Here is a 16,982-nt window from a genome sequence, read left to right as displayed (position 1 = left end):
AAGCAGCCATTGCAGCCACAGGAGGAACCTATGCTCAATGAACCAAGAATTCACATTCAAGTACAAAGTACTTATGTAGAAAGCCAATCACAGCCGGAACAACAGCGTTTTGTGTTTGCTTATACAGTATCCATTCGTAATCTTGGGCATTCCCCTGTGCAACTGATTAGCCGTTACTGGCGCATCACTAACAGTAATGGTCACCTAACCGAAGTTCAGGGTGAAGGGGTTGTGGGAAAACAACCTTTGATCCCACCGGGAACAGAATATCGCTACAGCAGTGGCGCTATTTTGGAAACACCTCTGGGAACAATGGAAGGCCACTATGAAATGCTTGATCACGATGGTCGCCCATTCCGTGCCGCTATTCCCGTGTTCCGGCTGGCTATTCCATCACTGATAAATTAATTATGGCTACATACCTTATTGGCGATATTCACGGTTGTTATCGTGAATTTCGCGCTTTGTTAGAACAAGTCGCTTTTAATCCCAGTGAAGACAGGTTATGGCTAACAGGCGATCTCGTTGCCCGTGGCTCCGATTCATTGGCAGTCCTTCGTTATGTCAAGCAACTCGGCTCCGCAGTAAAACTGGTACTGGGCAATCACGATCTGCATCTGTTGGCGGTTTACGCTAAAATTAGCCGCAATAAGCCAAAGGATTTGCTGGATGAATTACTCGCGGCACCGGATATTGATGAGTTGATAAATTGGTTGAGAAAACAGCCCGTGTTGCAAGTCGATGAGGAACTAAAACTCGTCATGGCACACGCAGGGCTCACCCCTCAATGGGATCTGGAAACAGCCAAAATATGCGCCCGTGAAGTGGAAGCCATTCTTCGCAGTGACAGTTATCCCCTCTTTCTCAATGCAATGTATGGCGATATGCCGAGTCATTGGACGCCAGAATTAAGTGGCCTTGCCCGATTGCGCTACAGTACCAATGCCTTGACCCGAATGCGTTATTGTTTTCCAAATGGTCAATTGGACTTGAGTTGCAAAGCTAAACCGGAGAATGCCCCTGCCCCACTCAAACCTTGGTTCGAATTGCCACGCGCTATTCCCGACGACTACGCCATTGCCTTTGGTCACTGGGCGGCTCTGGAAGGTCAAGGTACACCTGCTGGCATTTATGCTCTGGATACGGGGTGTTGTTGGGGAGGGAAGCTGACCATGCTCCGTTGGGAAGATAAACAGTATTTCAGCCAGCCTTCATTACTGACTAAATCATCAGTCTGAATGATGTTACCGGAGTGCCTCAAGGCACTCCTCAGCTCACTCTCGGCGTGCCAAAATTTCAAAACAGTAGCTGTGTGAATGCTTTTCATCTTCATCGTGGTATTCGGTGAAAGTTGAATTCCATTCATCAGGTTCATAATCAGGGAAATGCGTGTCACCAATCACTTCGGCATCAATGTGCGTCAGGTACATACGGTTAGCCAGGGAAATAAACTGCTCATAAACTTTTCCTCCCCCTATCACCATAACCTCTTCGACATCGCCAGCGGCAGCCAACGCAGCTTCGATAGAGTTGACCCAAGTCACCCGATCATCATTTGCTGGCTGACTGCTGATCACAATATTCAGGCGCCCAGGCAGAGGTGCACCAATCGATTCATAAGTCACTCGCCCCATGACAACCGGCTTTCCGAGTGTATTGCGTTTAAACCAAGCTAAATCCCCCGGCAAAGTCCACGGCATGGCGTTTTCCATACCGATAACCCGATCCATAGCCATCGCAGCAATCAAGCTGATAATCATTAAATCACCTTACAGCTAAGTAGTATGAAAATTTGGGACACTATACGGAAAGGGTTACGCTCAGTCGATAAGATTAGCGATTTATTACAAACAAATAGTGAGTTTGCACACGGATTGCTAAACAGTCCATTGTTTAGCAAACTACTACCTCACAAACACGATACCAAATAACAAATTTATTCAATTCTACAGAATATTTATCTAAAACAGGGGCGAAATCGCCTTAATCCGGTGCCAGGTTTTCATCTAAAAACCCGCAGAATGAACAACTAATTGCCCGGCAACCCCACGATCTGCCATCTCCAATATCTGGCTGTAATACATGAAAGGGAAATGCTCATAAGACGGCTGCATCATATTCACCAGCAACTCTGCCCGACTCTCAATCCAGACCGTGTCTTTCCAGCCATAATCCTGTGGCTCTGGACGATTACCATTCAGGCTGATGACCTTAAACCTGACCCCTTCAATATGGAAAGGCTGTGGCACTGAGGTTGTGACTATCCAACGCTCCCATGCGCCTTGTTGACTTGTGATATCGATTCGGCTCCCATTCAACAGTGAGCCATTAATCCCTTGTGAATCATCCCCCAAATCGATCTGGCGGCTTTGAATGGAAGCGTTGATATGGGGATGATCAACAACAAGCTGAGCCGGTAAGGGGTCTGTTACCAAAGGAAGTAGCCCGCCGGCTTTCAGGGTTAATACCGTGGTTGACAGCAGCTTGGTTGAAGGTTCAAACAAGCCTTTCAGACGATCGATGACCCCCGCAGAATCTCCCGCAGTCATGGTCACACTCTCCTCTTTCGACATATCAATCAAGATCTCACGACGCTCTCCGGGTGCGAGTGACAAAACCTGTACCGTCACAGGCGCAGGCAGCAAGCCTTGATCAGTGGCAATCATGTAGAAAGGACGGCCATCACTGAGCTGCAATTGATATCGACGGGCATTTGATGCGTTCAGGAAGCGTAATCTGACCCAGCCCCTGGCAACGTCGACAAAAGGATTTTCGACGCCATTAACGACTAAGGTATCGCCAAGAAAACCTTGATTAGCCAACGGGTCATATTGCGGCACGCCAAAATTATCCAAGCGCTTATCTTGCAAGATAACAGGAAAATCATCGACGCCATAATGGTTGGGCAAGGGCAGGGTACGACTGCTTTCGTCTTCCACCAGCCACATACCCGCCAGGCCGGCATAAACTTGCTGTGCCATTCGATTTGGGGTATTGGCATGATACCAACAGGTCGTTGCAGGTTGATCTATCGGGATAACTGGCGACCAGCTTTCCCCCGGTGCCATCAAACGGGCAGAGCCGCCCATTAAGGTTCCAGGCACCAGTAATCCCCCGACGGTCATAGAAACGGGTTCAGATAGCCGGTTGCTATAGATCAGTTTGACATCATCCCCTCGGCGAACCCGAATAGTTGGCCCTAGATAATGTCCGTTGATGCCCCAGATTTGCGCCTTGTTATGGCCATTAAATGACCAGGTCGCATTTTGTATGGCTAAAAACAGGGGTTGCCCTCTTCGGGATTCCAGTAGGGGAGGAAGCGGCAATTTTGTTTGTTGACTTTTGTTGGCTCGAACCACAAAAGGAAGCGTTCCTAAACACATAGCCAAACCCGTAGCCTGAATAAATTGGCGCCGACTCAGTGACATACTTTCTCCACAGAAGGTCTCCACAAAAGGAATAGTCTCTCTACGATAGAAATAATTTTCACTACCAGAATAGCAATCTACAAATATTGATTATGTAAACGCAATATTTTGCAAGTACCCAGCCAACACAACACGAATGTTAGGTAAACTCGACATAGTGACTATTCAATGGCTCCATAGCCTTCATCTTCCAGGCTACTGCTTGGAACGCTTAAGTCTATAATTCAAATAATTATTGGGATGAATATCCCGATATTGTCGCTATCAGGATTTATTATTCTATCGATTGCGTTTAATAAAAACGTTAATTTATTAAACGCAATCATATCGCGAATAGGAAAGAATTTCTAAAATTATCTGAAATTTATAGCGATAATCCTGCCAACATGTGGAAAAACCGATTGGAGAATGTTGGTCAGTTAACCCCCATTTCGTTATCTACGCTTATTCAATTCCTCGACTTCTTTATCCAATGCTTCAATTTTAGTTTTCATCATTTGTCGGCAGTGTTCTGCCAGTTCGCGCACCTGATCTTTGCTATATTTTGTGGTGTCAATCGGGGGTAACATTTCAACAATCACAGCGCCATTATTCCAACGGTTCAGTTTTATTTTATCGTGTGTTGAAGAAACACAGATCGGCACGATAGGCACACCGGCGGCAATGGCGGCATGAAAAGCCCCCGTTTTAAAGGGTAGTAATCCACGGCCACGACTGCGCGTTCCTTCCGGGAACATCCAAACTGACACCCGGTTCTTTTTGATCTGACTAACAACCTGTGAAATCGTGCCATGGGCTTTTGTCCGATTATCCCTGTCGATCAAGATATTCCCTGTCAGCCAATAAAGCGGACCAAAGAAGGGAATAAAAACCAGGCTTTTTTTGCCCACGGTGACAGTACGTGGCTGCACCGCATTTGACATCGTCACCATGTCATAATTATTTTGGTGATTGGCGATATAAATGCTAGGCCCATATTCCCGTGCTTCCTCTGGAATACGGTTCAACAACTTAATGCCAAGCACTTTATGCAATTTGCCAAACGTATGCCCAAAAGTCATCACATGACGTGGGTTACGCGGGCTGAATAAACAGTAGATACAGCCAAAAATAAAGACCAGTACCACATACACAATAACAATAATTCCCCGAACGATTGCTAGCATAACGTCCCCTTGCTGAAAGGCCAGTGGATGACACTGGCCTGAGATTATGAATTAACCCTTCATCCTGCAAATTTGCAGCTTAATGGGCTGTATTTCAAACCACTTCAATGCGCTCAATACGCTGTAAACCACGCGGCAGAGCGGTTCCTTTGCGCCCTCTTTCAGCCCTGAATTTCTGGAGTTCTTCGGGGCGAAGCAGTAACTTGCGCTTGCCAAAGTAAAGCGTGATTGAAGATTGTGGCGGCAATACCCGTAACCAAGCCAGCATATCTTCGCCTGATGCCGCCTGCGCCGCCGGAATGGAAACAATCTTATTGCCCTTACCCTTTGAAAGCTGTGGCAGATCAGCGACCGGGAACATCAACATACGACCCGCCTTGGTGATCGCCAGCAGCATATCGTCCTGCTCGTTGTTAATCTCCAATGGCGGCATGACCTTGGCATTTTCTGGCAAGGTAATCATGGCCTTGCCCGCCCGATTTTTGGCAATCAGGTCACTGAATGTACAGATAAAACCATATCCTGCATCCGATGCCATCAAGAACTTCTGCTCTTCTTTTGCCACCAGCAAATGCTCAACCGATGCCCCAGCCGGCAATGCCAGTTTGCCCGTCAACGGTTCCCCTTGCCCCCTGGCTGAGGGTAAATCCAGCGGATCAAGGGAGTAACTGCGACCTGTGCTATCAATAAAGACCACTGGCTGGTTACTCTTGCCACGTACCGCACTGCGGAAGCTATCACCCGATTTGTAATTCAAGCCAGCCGGATCAATCTCATGCCCTTTCGCACTACGTACCCAGCCCATTTCTGACATGATGATCGTAATCGGCTCAGAGGGCAGAATATCATGATCGCTCATGGCCTTCGCTTCCGTGCGCTCTTTCAGTGGAGAGCGACGATCGTCGCCATAGTTTTCCGCATCGGCAATAATCTCTTTTTTCAGTAACGTGTTTAACTTACGCTCAGAACCCAAGATCGCCTGAAGTTTATCTCGTTCTTTCGCCAGCTCATTCTGCTCGCCACGAATTTTAACTTCTTCCAGTTTTGCCAAATGGCGTAATTTCAGGTCAAGGATGGCTTCTGCCTGTGTTTCGGTTAAGCCGAAACGCTGCATCAGTACCGGCTTTGGTTCATCTTCATTACGAATAACGTGGATGACTTCATCAATATTAAGATAGGCCGCCAGCAAACCTTCCAGAATATGCAGGCGCTTAAGCACTTTCTCCAGGCGATGGTTTAAGCGATTACGTACCGTTTCGCGCCGGAAAATCAGCCATTCGCTGAGGATCTCAACCAAGCCTTTCACCACAGGACGGTTATCCAGACCGATCATATTGAGATTAATGCGATAGCTCTTTTCCAAATCGGTGGTGGCAAACAGGTGATTCATCACTTGTTCAACATCCACACGGTTAGTGCGCGGCACAATCACCAAGCGGATTGGGTTCTCATGATCGGATTCATCACGCAGATCTTCCACCATCGGCAATTTCTTTGCCCGCATTTGGCTGGCGATTTGCTCCAATACCTTCGCGCCAGAGACCTGATGCGGCAAGGCGGTGATGACGACGTTAGCGTCTTCTTTCGTCCAAATCGCCCGCATCCGTACCGAACCACGACCATTTTTGTAGATCTTACGGATATCTTCTTTTGGCGTGATGATTTCAGCTTCGGTTGGATAATCCGGTCCCTTGACATATTCCATCGCCTCATCCAGCGAGAGATCCGGTTTATCCAACATGGCAATCAGTGCACTCGCGACTTCACGGGTGTTGTGTGGCGGGATGTCGGTCGCCATGCCAACGGCAATCCCCGTGGTGCCATTGAGCAGGATATTGGGAAGGCGGGCGGGTAAACATTTCGGCTCCTGCAATGTACCGTCGAAGTTTGGCGCCCAATCGACGGTTCCTTGCCCTAATTCACTCAGCAACAATTCGGCATATTTGGACAACCGGGATTCGGTATAACGCATCGCCGCAAAGGATTTTGGATCATCCGGCGCGCCCCAGTTTCCTTGCCCGTCGACTAACGGATAGCGGTACGAGAAGGGTTGAGCCATCAAAACCATGGCTTCATAACACGCCGAATCGCCATGCGGGTGGTATTTACCCAGCACATCACCGACAGTACGAGCCGATTTTTTAAATTTGGCGCTGTTGCTCAGCCCCAGTTCTGACATCGCATAGACAATACGACGCTGAACAGGCTTTAAGCCATCCCCGATAAAAGGCAACGCCCTGTCCATGATGACGTACATGGAATAATTCAAATAGGCGTTTTCAGTGAACGTGTGAAGCGGCTGGCGCTCCACGCCGTCGTGAGTTATCTCACTCATGTATTCATTTCCTCAGGATCTATTGACTACCTATCTATACCAATTCAACTTCAAGTTGCAGTTTGCAACCCAATGAGAGTGTTTATATTTCCCCGCTGCGCGGGGAGATATAAGACGCGTCTTGAAAAACGACTGGTATATGCGCACTCGTGCTCTGTATCCACTTAATGTTATGCACTGAATTCATGCGCTAAACTTCGATATTGATGGAATCGCCTTTCTCTTGCAGCCAGTTACGGCGATCTTCTGAACGTTTCTTCGCCAGAAGCATATCCATGACAGAGAGGGTTTCTTGATAGTTTTCATCGTCGATAGTCAATTGCACCAGACGGCGAGTATTGGGATCGAGTGTGGTTTCACGCAACTGCATTGGGTTCATTTCACCCAATCCCTTAAAGCGCTGAACGTTCGGTTTGCCCCGCTTGCGGCTTAAACGATCTAAAATGGCGCTTTTTTCCCCTTCATCCAGCGCATAATACACTTCTTTGCCAAGGTCGATGCGGTACAGCGGCGGCATGGCCATGTAGACATGCCCACGTTTCACCAATGTCGGGAAGTGGCGGACAAACAGGGCGCACAGCAATGTTGCAATGTGCAATCCATCGGAGTCCGCATCCGCCAGTATGCAGACTTTACCGTAGCGCAGTTGGCTGAGATCTTCGCTATCGGGATCGATACCAATGGCAACAGAGATATCATGGACTTCCTGCGAAGCCAGGACTTCATCCGAAGAGACTTCCCAGGTGTTTAGGATCTTACCGCGCAGTGGCATGATCGCCTGAAACTCACGATCACGGGCTTGTTTCGCAGAGCCGCCCGCGGAATCTCCTTCCACCAAAAACAGTTCAGTAATATTGAGATCTTGCGCCGTGCAATCTGCCAATTTACCCGGCAAAGCAGGGCCATTGGTCAGTTTTTTACGTACGACTTTCTTCGCGGCACGCATCCTGCGCTGTGCACTGGCAATCGCCATTTCAGCGAGTTGCTCCGCATCTTGGATGTGCTGGTTCAACCACAAACTGAACGCATCTTTTACCACACCGGCAACGAAGGCCGCAGACTGGCGAGAAGAGAGGCGCTCTTTGGTTTGGCCGGCAAATTGGGGATCTTGCATTTTGAGGGATAGCACATAAGCACAGCGATCCCAGATATCATCGGCAGAGAGTTTAACCCCACGTGGCAGTATATTGCGGAATTCGCAGAATTCACGCATCGCATCCAGCAAACCTTGACGCAGGCCGTTAACATGCGTTCCCCCTTGTACCGTTGGGATCAGGTTCACATAACTTTCCGTCAATAATTCCCCGCCTTCCGGCAGCCAGAGCACAGTCCAGTCGACCGCTTCGGTATCCCCGCTGAAGGTGCCCACAAAAGGCGCTTGGGGCAATGTGACCAGCCCGTTGACCGCTTCCAGCAGATAATCGGTCAGTCCATCGGCATAACACCATTTCTGCTCGGTATCGTTCAGTTTGTCCTTAAAGACAATTTCCACCCCCGGACACAATACCGCTTTGGCTTTCAACAGATGCGTCAAGCGGGTAGTCGAAAAACGGGGGGTGTCGAAATAGCTCTCATCTGGCCAAAAATGGACACTCGTTCCGGTATTGCGTTTACCACAACTGCCGATAACTTCCAATTCTTGCACTTTTTCACCCTTTTCAAAGGCAATTTGGTGCACCTGGCTATTACGACGAACCGTGACTTCCACACGTTTGGACAAGGCGTTAACCACCGAGATCCCAACCCCATGCAAGCCACCCGAAAATTGGTAATTTTTATTGGAAAACTTTCCTCCCGCATGCAGGCGGGTCAAAATCAATTCAACAGCAGAAACTTTTTCTTCGGGATGGATATCAACCGGCATACCACGGCCATCATCTATCACTTCCAGAGACTGATCGCTGTGGAGGATTACTTCAATATGCTTCGCGTGACCAGCCAGAGCTTCGTCCACACTGTTATCGATCACTTCCTGTGCCAGATGGTTCGGGCGGACTGTATCGGTATACATTCCGGGACGACGACGAACTGGCTCCAGGCCACTGAGGACTTCAATGGCCTCTGCGTTGTAACTAGATTGAGTCATGTTGTAATTCTGTCGGTTGCTTCGTTATTTAGAGGGCCAATCAGTATTGATATACTGTTGATAATACCAGTCGTTTACCTATTTTTGGCAATTTTTTTACTATTGCCACTGGTTAGCCCCAAGAAGTCGATGATTTGAGGAAAATAGTATTCGAAACCAACAAAGGCATGATCTCCACCCGATTCAACCGTCTGCCGGCATTGCATCAGATAAGCAACCGCTTGACGGTAATCAAGCACTTCGTCCCCTGTTTGCTGCAATAACCAAATAAGATCGGGCGATTCCAGCGGGTCAATGTGCATCACTTTGAGATCATGTATGTGGCTTGGTTCGAGAGTATAGCGCTCTTCGGTGTAGGGATTCACGTTTTCCCCAAGATAATTCAAAAGCAAGTCGAAAGGACGTACCGCAGGATTGACGACCACGGCAGGCAAACTAAAGCACTGGGAAAGCCAAATCGCCAGATATCCCCCCAGGGAAGACCCCACCAGCCCGATGTTTTCACCGGCAAGTTCCATCACCCGTTCTTCCAGTAAAATGGCCGCATCTTCAGGATAAGGGGGTAATTGCGGCACCAGCATATCAATTTCAGGATGATACTGGTGCAACCACATTTTCAGCGCATTTGCTTTCGCTGACTGAGGGGAACTATTAAAACCATGTAAATAGAGTAACGTCGACATTAATACCCGTCCGAATCTAAATCCGGGCAAAATTCGTTACTCTTAAGTCTGTGAACCTGTGTCTGCAATTTCGCTTCTTTATGATTGCCAGCCACAGACAGTTCGAGATAACGCCAACCCGGAGCCACTGTATCAAGCATAAAATTAGTACAATGTGGTTTAAATTGCACACAGGTTGATGGTGTTGCCATCACACGAATGCCGTTCCACATTTCATCCACTTCTTGATGGATGTGTCCACACAATATGGCTTTTACCTGTGTCCTGCCTTTCAAACATTCTGACAAGTCAGGGGCATTACGTAAACTGTGCTGATCCAGCCATGTACATCCAGACGGCACCGGATGATGGTGAAGCATGATAATCGCATGGCGATCGCAATGCTCATCCAGACACTTTTTCATCCACTCAAGCTGATAATCCGTCAACTCACCGTGGGGAACGCCCTGTACCTGACTGTCCAGCATAATCAACTGCCAACGCTGTCCGATGAATATCTGCTTGGAGGGCGAAATACCTGCTGCGGCCAATGTGTCAACCATCGCGGGTTGATAATCGTGATTACCGGGCAACCAAACACACGGCGCGGACAAACGGGCAATGCCCTGAGCAAAATGCTGATAGGCATTAATAGTCTGATCTTGTACCAAATCACCTGTCGCAACGATCAAATCAATATCGAGATTTTGCGCTAAAATCATGTCCAATACAGCATGATAACTGCAATAGGTATTGACTCCCAGCAATGAATCTCCCTTATTAGCAAAAAGGTGCGTATCGGTGATTTGCAGTATTCTGGCTGCGGCACCTTCTGCCACAGGTACTTCAAGCAGGCTTTCCAAAAGGTTTCCTTTTCCTGTCGATCATAAGGATTATTTTAACGTGTCTTTAGGCAAAAGATCTGCTGGTTGGGGCACACTTCCCATTTTCCAACGTCAATTAGGCGGGATTCCCCAACCATTCTTTCCTAAGTTTTTCATGGTGCAACGCCAACCACTGTATTGCAATAACGGAAGCCGCGTTATCGATAACGCCCTCTTCTACCCATTGATAGGCCTGTTTGCGACTCACAACCAAAACGCGAATATCTTCATGTTCACTCGCCAAGCCATGAACCCCTGACGCAGTGGCGGCATCAACTTCACCGACAAAGATATGCATGCGCTCTGTCGTACCACCAGGGCTGGAAAGGTAACTTAACGCCGGCTGGCAACGTTTAACCTCAATTCCCGCCTCTTCCACGGCTTCACGACGGACGACCTGTTCAGCATCTTCACCCTCTTCGATCATGCCGGCAATCACTTCCAGTAGCCACGGCGTATCACTGGTTTCAATTGCCGGAATACGGATTTGTTCAATTAAAACAACTTCATCGCGCACCGGATCATAAGGCAATAAAACACCAGCATGGCCCCGTTCAAAAACTTCACGTTTGATGATTTCACTCCAACCCCCGCGAAATAGACGATGCTTGAATTGATATTCTGTCATTGTAAAAAAACCGCGATACAGTATTTTTTGGGAAATAATTTCGACATCTTGTTGAGTAAAGGTACATGGCAATGCCCGATTCTTGTTCATAAAATATCCTTCTGATTTTTTGAAATTTCCTATTATTAAAAGGTATTTTTTCACATTGGGCTAAATAAATTCATTTTGATGATACAAACAAGCTGAAAAATGAGGCAATATGGCACAAACAGCCACCCTATCCTGCTGGCATTCTCTGCTAGAATCTATGGTATTGATTTTTATGCAGAGGCAACTTAAGTAAAATAGCTGCACAACAAGGAACGCAAATGAAGAAATTGCTCTCTCTTTTTATCGCTATGAATCTGGCAGGTTTTAGTCTTTCAAGCCATGCAGCCGATCTGCTCCAGATTTATCAGCAGGCGAAAGAAACAAATCCAGAGTTGCTTAAAGCACAAGCTGACCGTAATACTGTGGTTGAAAAAATTAATGAAGCTCGCAGTACTTTATTGCCCCAATTGGGTCTGAATGCAGGCGTTACTTATGCCAAGGGTTTTCGCGACAATAGAGACTCAGAATCTCACGGTACTAACGCGGGGCTAAAGCTGACCCAAACCCTTTTTGATATGCGTAAATGGAACCAACTGAACCAATCTGAGAAAAATGCCGGTATCGCCGATATCGATTACCAAACAGCCCAACAAAAATTAATTCTGGATACCGCGCAGGCTTATTTTGACGTTCTGAATAAAATTGATGTCCTGACGTATACGGAAGCACAAAAAGCGTCACTATACCGTCAGTTGGATCAAACCACTCAGCGTTTTAATGTTGGGCTGGTTGCCATTACCGACGTACAAAATGCCCGCGCCGAATATGACTCAATTCTGGCTCAAGAGGTTTCTAACCGTAATAATTTAGATAATGCGTTGGAAAAACTGCGCATGATTACGGGCAATTACTACCCACAATTAGCGGAATTGAATATTAATCACTTCAAGACCCAGCAACCGGAACCGGCAGATCTCGTGCTGAAAGAAGCAGAAACCCGCAACCTGAGCCTGCTGTCCGCACGTTTAAAACAAGACTTAGTTCGTGAACGGATCAAAGAATCACAGACAGGCTATATGCCAACGGTACAGTTAACGGCCGGCACGGAGATCGGGAATGGCCATGACCGCGGAATCGTCCGGGATGATAAATACACCGGAAATCATTCTGTTGGGTTATCCTTAAGCCTGCCGCTATTTAATGGTGGTGAGACTTATTCCCAAGTCGAACAGGCGAAATATAATTTCGTCAGCGCCAGCCAGGATTTGGAAAACACCTATCGTAAAGTGACACAAGAAGTCCACTCCTCTACCAATAATATTTCTGCATCAATCAGCAGTGTTGAAGCCAACAAACAGACTGTCCGTTCGACACAAAGTTCATTGGATTCAATGGAAGCCGGTTATCAGGTAGGCACCCGGACTATTGTTGACGTGTTGCAGGCGACAACCAAACTTTACCAAGCCAAACAGAACCTGTCTAAAGCCCGTTACGATTATCTGCTTTCCCTGTTACAGAACAAACAGGCGCGTGGCACCTTAAATGAAAATGACTTGATAGAGTTGAACAAGATGTTAGGCTCACAAATTTCAACCTCTGCCAGCAGTATCATTAAAGAGATGAAAACACCATCAGTTCGCTGAATTAATGCACTATCGTTCTCAACTGAAAAACGTTATATTAAAAACGCTATACTAATAAAGAAAGCAGCCCGCGATTGTGTGGGCTGCTTTCTTACGCATATCCCTAAGAGCCACTCCCATTGGGTATCCTACGTGGGATACGCTCTTAATCAAATACCGTTAAGATGGATGCCCCTATGACAATGAAACGGACAAAAGAGATCAACCACGATGCTTTCCGCAAGACGTGGCGAAGCTATCGCCTGACACCTGTCGCGCTTGCTGTCAGTACTGTTTTTATGCTCTCAGCCTGTGAACAGAGCGATGAAACGGTATCACTTTATACCAATGCCGATGAGTGTGCCCAGGCGAACCCTTCTCAAAGTGAACAATGCAAAACGGCTTATAATAACGCCCTGAAAGAAGCGGAAAAAACGGCACCCAAATATGCCTCTCGCGAAGAGTGTGTTGCTGAATTTGGTGAACAACAATGTACTCAAGCCCCTGCTCAGGCGGGAGTCGGCCAAGCTCAGGCACAAAGCAGCAGCGGCAGTTTCTGGATGCCTCTAATGGCAGGTTATATGATGGGACGCTTAATGGGCGGCAGCTCTGCCCCATCGCAACCGCTGTTTACATCACAATCGGCTTCCAGCCCGGCGAATGGCAAGTTTGTTGATGCAACAGGTAAAAACTATGGCTCAGCCACTGCAGGTGGTCGTAGTATGACCGTGCCAAAAACGGCCATGGCGCCAAAACCGGCAACCACAACGACCATTACCCGTGGTGGGTTTGGTGAATCTGTGGCGAAACAATCCGCCATGCAGCGTTCATCCGCCAGTTCCAGTTCTCACCGCTCAATGGGTGGTTAATCAACGATGAAACGCATTGGTATTACCGAGCGCCCGGATTGGCGCGAAAAAGCAGAAGAATATGGTTTCAATTTTCACACCCTGTATGACCAGCCTTACTGGAGTGAAGAGGCTTATTACCAGTTCACCCTGAACCAAATTGAAGAGATTGAAAATGCCACAACGGAACTGCACCAAATGTGTTTGCAGGTCGTGGAAAAAGTGGTCGATAGCGAAGAGCTGCTGACAAAATTCCAGATCCCAAAACACTGCTGGGAGTTTATTCGCTCTTCATGGATAACCAGCCAACCTTCACTCTATTCCCGGCTGGATTTGGCCTATGATGGCAAAAATCCGCCTAAGTTGCTGGAAAACAACGCCGATACCCCAACATCGCTGTATGAGTCGGCTTTCTTTCAGTGGATCTGGCTGGAAGACCAGATCAATGCAGGCAATCTGCCGGCAAATGCCGATCAGTTCAACAGCCTGCAAGAAAAGCTGATTGAGCGTTTTGTACAGTTACGGGAAAAACATGGATTCAGCTTGCTGCACATGGCTTGCTGTCAGGATACTGAGGAAGATCGTGGCACGATCCAGTATTTGCAGGATTGTGCCGCGGAAGCCGATATTCCGACAGAGTTCCTGTTTATTGAGGATATCGGGCTGGGTGAGAAAGGGCAGTTTACTGACTTGCAAGATCAAGTCATCAGTAACCTGTTTAAACTGTATCCGTGGGAATTTATGCTACGTGAGATGTTCTCCACCAAGCTGGCTGATGCCGGTGTCCGCTGGCTGGAACCCGCATGGAAAAGTATTATTTCCAATAAAGCGCTATTGCCGATGCTGTGGAAAATGTTCCCAAATCACCCTAACCTGCTGCCGGCCTATTTTGCGGATGAGCGCCCTTCACAGATGGACAGCTATGTGATTAAGCCCCTGTTCTCCCGTGAAGGTGCCAATATTCGTATTATTGAAAATAACCGTGAAATTGCCAGCGCTGATGGCCCCTATGGGGAAGAGGGCATGATCGTTCAGCAATTCCATGCATTGCCGAAATTCGAGGGTAACTATGCGCTGATCGGTAGCTGGTTAGTGGATGATCAATCTGCGGGTATCTGTATCCGTGAAGATCGTGAGTTGATTACCCAAGATCTGTCACGTTTCTACCCGCATATCATTTTAGATTGATTCAATCAACCAATCTGAATTGATAACATGCTTAAAGAGCCGTCTTCAACCCCCTCAATTGGCGTTGAAATCGGCTCTTTTTTATCCCATGTCCCCATCACATACAATAAGGGTAGGAAGTGCTCTGGCGTTGGGTTAGACAATTGACCATCTTCCCTGTCCAGGGCGTGAAACAGGGGATGAGGCTCTTGCAGGCTGGTTAAATTTTCACGCACAAACTGCTCAAAAGAGCGCGCCCAGGGAAAAGGCTCTGCCCCCAATTTTTCGGCCGGCAGGTTATGTACAATATTCCCACTTCCTATGACTAAGACCCCTTCATCCCGCAGTAAAGCTAATTTTTTACCGACTTCATAATGAAAGGAAGCCGGCTGATTGCGATCCATGCTGAGTTGGACAACCGGAATATCTGCCTTAGGGTACATTTTTGCCAATATCCCCCAAGCGCCATGATCCAATCCCCATTTTTCAAAATCAGTTTCGACCTCAATGGGCTCTAGAATATCCTGTACCAATACTGCCAGTTCAGGAAAACCTTTCGCCGGATACTGTTTTTCATGCAATTGTCTGGGAAAGTTCCCAAAATCGTGGATAGTTCTGGGCTGTGCCATCGCCGTCACGGCTGTACCTTTCGTGTACCAGTGTGCAGAAATGATCAGGATCGCCCTTGGCCGGGGTAATTTTTTCCCCAATTCAAACCAAGCGCGTGAATAACAGTTATCTTCAATGGCATTCATTGGGCTGCCATGACCAATGAATAGTGCAGGCATTCTCAGGAGACTCATTTTCGCCCCTTATACAGCAGATTAAACATTCGAATGATGAATTGCGGGTTATGATAAAAAAATTATGACAGGATTAAGGCATTTCTTCCTTGAATATTGTCAATCAAAAATAATGGAGTGTCTTAGAAATACTGAAAGGCCACAGGGTGTGGACTGTAGCCTCTCAAGGTGCATGCGTATGTCTCCCCATCTTTCAAGCTACGAGGCTGAAATCTGTTGAGTATAACCGATATCTTATCCCGATCTGTTTTCTATCCGAATTTGAAAAAACAGTCTCATTTAGGGTTCTGTTACCCATTAACTAGCCGCTTTTGCCATTTTTAAGCGGTAATCCACCAAGTCTTCAATCGTGACGACCGGCATATTATGCTGTTTTGCGAATTCGATCACTTCAGGGGCGCGAGCCATTGAACCGTCGTCATTCATCAATTCACACAACACTCCCGCTGGTTTGAAACCCGCCATTTTGACCAGATCAATGGTCGCTTCGGTATGGCCACGGCGGGTTAAAACTCCGCCAGGCTGCGCACGCAGAGGAAAAACGTGTCCGGGTTGGTTCAGGTCACTGGGTTGGGCATCATCTGCGATAGCGGCCTGGATTGTCGTGATGCGATCTGCCGCAGACACGCCGGTTGTTACGCCTTGTGCCGCTTCAATGGAGATAGTAAAAGCGGTTTGATATTGGCTTGAATTGTTTTCCACCATCATCGGCAATGTTAATTGCTGACGTCGCTCTTCCGTCAAGCACAGGCAAACAATTCCACTGCCGTGGCGGATAGTTAATGCCATTTGTTCAACCGTCATCGTTTCGGCGGCGAAAATCATGTCACCTTCGTTCTCACGATTTTCATCATCTAACACCATTACGCCCTGACCTGCACGCAAAGCAGCAAGCGCACGCTCAACACGTTCAAATGGCGTCCCATAGGGGGAAAGTAGCGTCTGATTCATGGTAAATATGCCTCTTAAAATGTATGGGTTACCAGAATCAGGGCAATTTTGAGGAGTTCGTGCTGCACAAAAAATACGGCAACAAAAACAACAGACAAGCGCAAGCACTCGATTGATGCTGTTATTCTCTCCCATCCGGACTATCACCGTCGGCTCCAGAATCACACTGGATCTGCTGACCTCTGTTTTATCCCCGATTGTTTCAATTCCTTCCAGACGAGCCAGGAAAAACAGCAAAGGGATAATGCCAAACAGAGCGCTCGCGGGCTTCATAAAATAATCATTCGATCTCTTATGTTACCGCCGGTAGGGACTTTCACCCTGCCCTGAGATAAACCGTTTCACTATAGCGTTAATAATCGGCAGGGGCAA

At 47.5% G+C, this 16,982-nt stretch carries 15 protein-coding genes and 1 riboswitch; of the genes, 5 read left to right on the top strand and 10 right to left on the bottom strand.

Annotated features, from left to right (window positions below):
* Nucleotides 1-30: 30 nt before the first annotated feature.
* Together apaG and apaH are read left to right on the top strand one after the other, a co-directional pair.
* On the top strand, nt 31-408 hold the full coding sequence (apaG, locus tag Xkoz_RS12480) for a Co2+/Mg2+ efflux protein ApaG (protein WP_099142474.1): 378 nt from the start codon (nt 31-33) through the stop codon (nt 406-408).
* Nucleotides 409-410: 2 nt separating this feature from the next.
* Complete coding sequence (apaH, locus tag Xkoz_RS12475) at nt 411-1,238, top strand: bis(5'-nucleosyl)-tetraphosphatase (symmetrical) ApaH (protein ID WP_099142473.1); 828 nt, start codon at nt 411-413, stop codon at nt 1,236-1,238.
* Nucleotides 1,239-1,274: 36 nt separating this feature from the next.
* Here the strand turns inward: apaH and folA are convergent, their stop codons facing one another.
* The 8 genes from folA to nudF all read right to left on the bottom strand — a co-directional run bounded on the left by folA (nt 1,275) and on the right by nudF (nt 11,279).
* Complete coding sequence (gene folA, locus Xkoz_RS12470) at nt 1,275-1,760, bottom strand: type 3 dihydrofolate reductase (protein WP_099142472.1); 486 nt, start codon at nt 1,758-1,760, stop codon at nt 1,275-1,277.
* Between the two features lie 246 nt (nt 1,761-2,006).
* Nucleotides 2,007-3,428 (bottom strand): cell division protein FtsP, encoded by a 1,422-nt coding sequence (gene ftsP, locus Xkoz_RS12465; RefSeq protein WP_099142471.1) that lies wholly within the window; start codon nt 3,426-3,428, stop codon nt 2,007-2,009.
* A 434-nt stretch (nt 3,429-3,862) separates the two neighbouring features.
* Nucleotides 3,863-4,594 carry a 1-acylglycerol-3-phosphate O-acyltransferase gene (locus Xkoz_RS12460; RefSeq protein WP_099142470.1) on the bottom strand — a complete coding sequence of 244 codons (732 nt, stop codon included), beginning with the start codon at nt 4,592-4,594 and terminating at the stop codon, nt 3,863-3,865.
* A 94-nt stretch (nt 4,595-4,688) separates the two neighbouring features.
* Complete coding sequence (gene parC / locus Xkoz_RS12455) at nt 4,689-6,929, bottom strand: DNA topoisomerase IV subunit A (RefSeq protein WP_099142469.1); 2,241 nt, start codon at nt 6,927-6,929, stop codon at nt 4,689-4,691.
* 190 nt (nt 6,930-7,119) lie between these two features.
* Nucleotides 7,120-9,015, bottom strand: coding sequence for a DNA topoisomerase IV subunit B (parE, locus tag Xkoz_RS12450; protein WP_099142468.1), 1,896 nt, complete (start codon nt 9,013-9,015; stop codon nt 7,120-7,122).
* A gap of 74 nt (nt 9,016-9,089) precedes the next feature.
* The gene (gene yqiA, locus Xkoz_RS12445) at nt 9,090-9,698 is read right to left on the bottom strand and encodes an esterase YqiA (protein WP_099142467.1); all 609 of its coding nucleotides are present in this window, start codon (nt 9,696-9,698) and stop codon (nt 9,090-9,092) included.
* Entirely contained in the window at nt 9,698-10,540 is an 843-nt protein-coding gene (gene cpdA / locus Xkoz_RS12440; protein WP_099142466.1) for a 3',5'-cyclic-AMP phosphodiesterase, read from the bottom strand. Before cpdA ends, yqiA begins: the two co-directional genes overlap by 1 nt.
* 97 nt (nt 10,541-10,637) lie before the next feature.
* Nucleotides 10,638-11,279: an ADP-ribose diphosphatase gene (gene nudF / locus Xkoz_RS12435; RefSeq protein WP_099142465.1), complete on the bottom strand. Its 642-nt coding sequence runs from the start codon at nt 11,277-11,279 to the stop codon at nt 10,638-10,640.
* Between the two features lie 218 nt (nt 11,280-11,497).
* Here nudF and tolC point away from each other — a divergent pair, with 218 nt between their 5' ends.
* The 3 genes from tolC (at nt 11,498) to Xkoz_RS12420 (ending at nt 14,877) form a co-directional block, all read left to right on the top strand.
* Nucleotides 11,498-12,862: an outer membrane channel protein TolC gene (tolC, locus tag Xkoz_RS12430; RefSeq protein WP_099142464.1), complete on the top strand. Its 1,365-nt coding sequence runs from the start codon at nt 11,498-11,500 to the stop codon at nt 12,860-12,862.
* A gap of 182 nt (nt 12,863-13,044) precedes the next feature.
* Nucleotides 13,045-13,710: a DUF1190 family protein gene (locus Xkoz_RS12425; RefSeq protein WP_208615261.1), complete on the top strand. Its 666-nt coding sequence runs from the start codon at nt 13,045-13,047 to the stop codon at nt 13,708-13,710.
* A gap of 6 nt (nt 13,711-13,716) precedes the next feature.
* Nucleotides 13,717-14,877 (top strand): glutathionylspermidine synthase family protein, encoded by a 1,161-nt coding sequence (locus Xkoz_RS12420; protein WP_099142462.1) that lies wholly within the window; start codon nt 13,717-13,719, stop codon nt 14,875-14,877.
* Between the two features lie 5 nt (nt 14,878-14,882).
* Here Xkoz_RS12420 and ygiD read toward each other — a convergent pair whose 3' ends face one another.
* Both ygiD and ribB read right to left on the bottom strand, forming a co-directional pair.
* Nucleotides 14,883-15,659, bottom strand: coding sequence for a 4,5-DOPA-extradiol-dioxygenase (ygiD, locus tag Xkoz_RS12415; RefSeq protein ID WP_099142461.1), 777 nt, complete (start codon nt 15,657-15,659; stop codon nt 14,883-14,885).
* A gap of 297 nt (nt 15,660-15,956) precedes the next feature.
* Entirely contained in the window at nt 15,957-16,610 is a 654-nt protein-coding gene (gene ribB / locus Xkoz_RS12410; RefSeq protein WP_099142460.1) for a 3,4-dihydroxy-2-butanone-4-phosphate synthase, read from the bottom strand.
* Nucleotides 16,611-16,729: 119 nt separating this feature from the next.
* Nucleotides 16,730-16,948: riboswitch (FMN riboswitch) on the bottom strand.
* Between the last annotated feature and the right edge of the window lie 34 nt (nt 16,949-16,982).

The sequence above is a fragment of the Xenorhabdus kozodoii genome, assembly GCF_002632875.1.
GTDB lineage: Bacteria > Pseudomonadota > Gammaproteobacteria > Enterobacterales > Enterobacteriaceae > Xenorhabdus > Xenorhabdus kozodoii.
The sequence above is the reverse complement of the archived record's forward strand: the minus strand, read 5'-3'. Positions and strand labels throughout refer to the sequence as shown.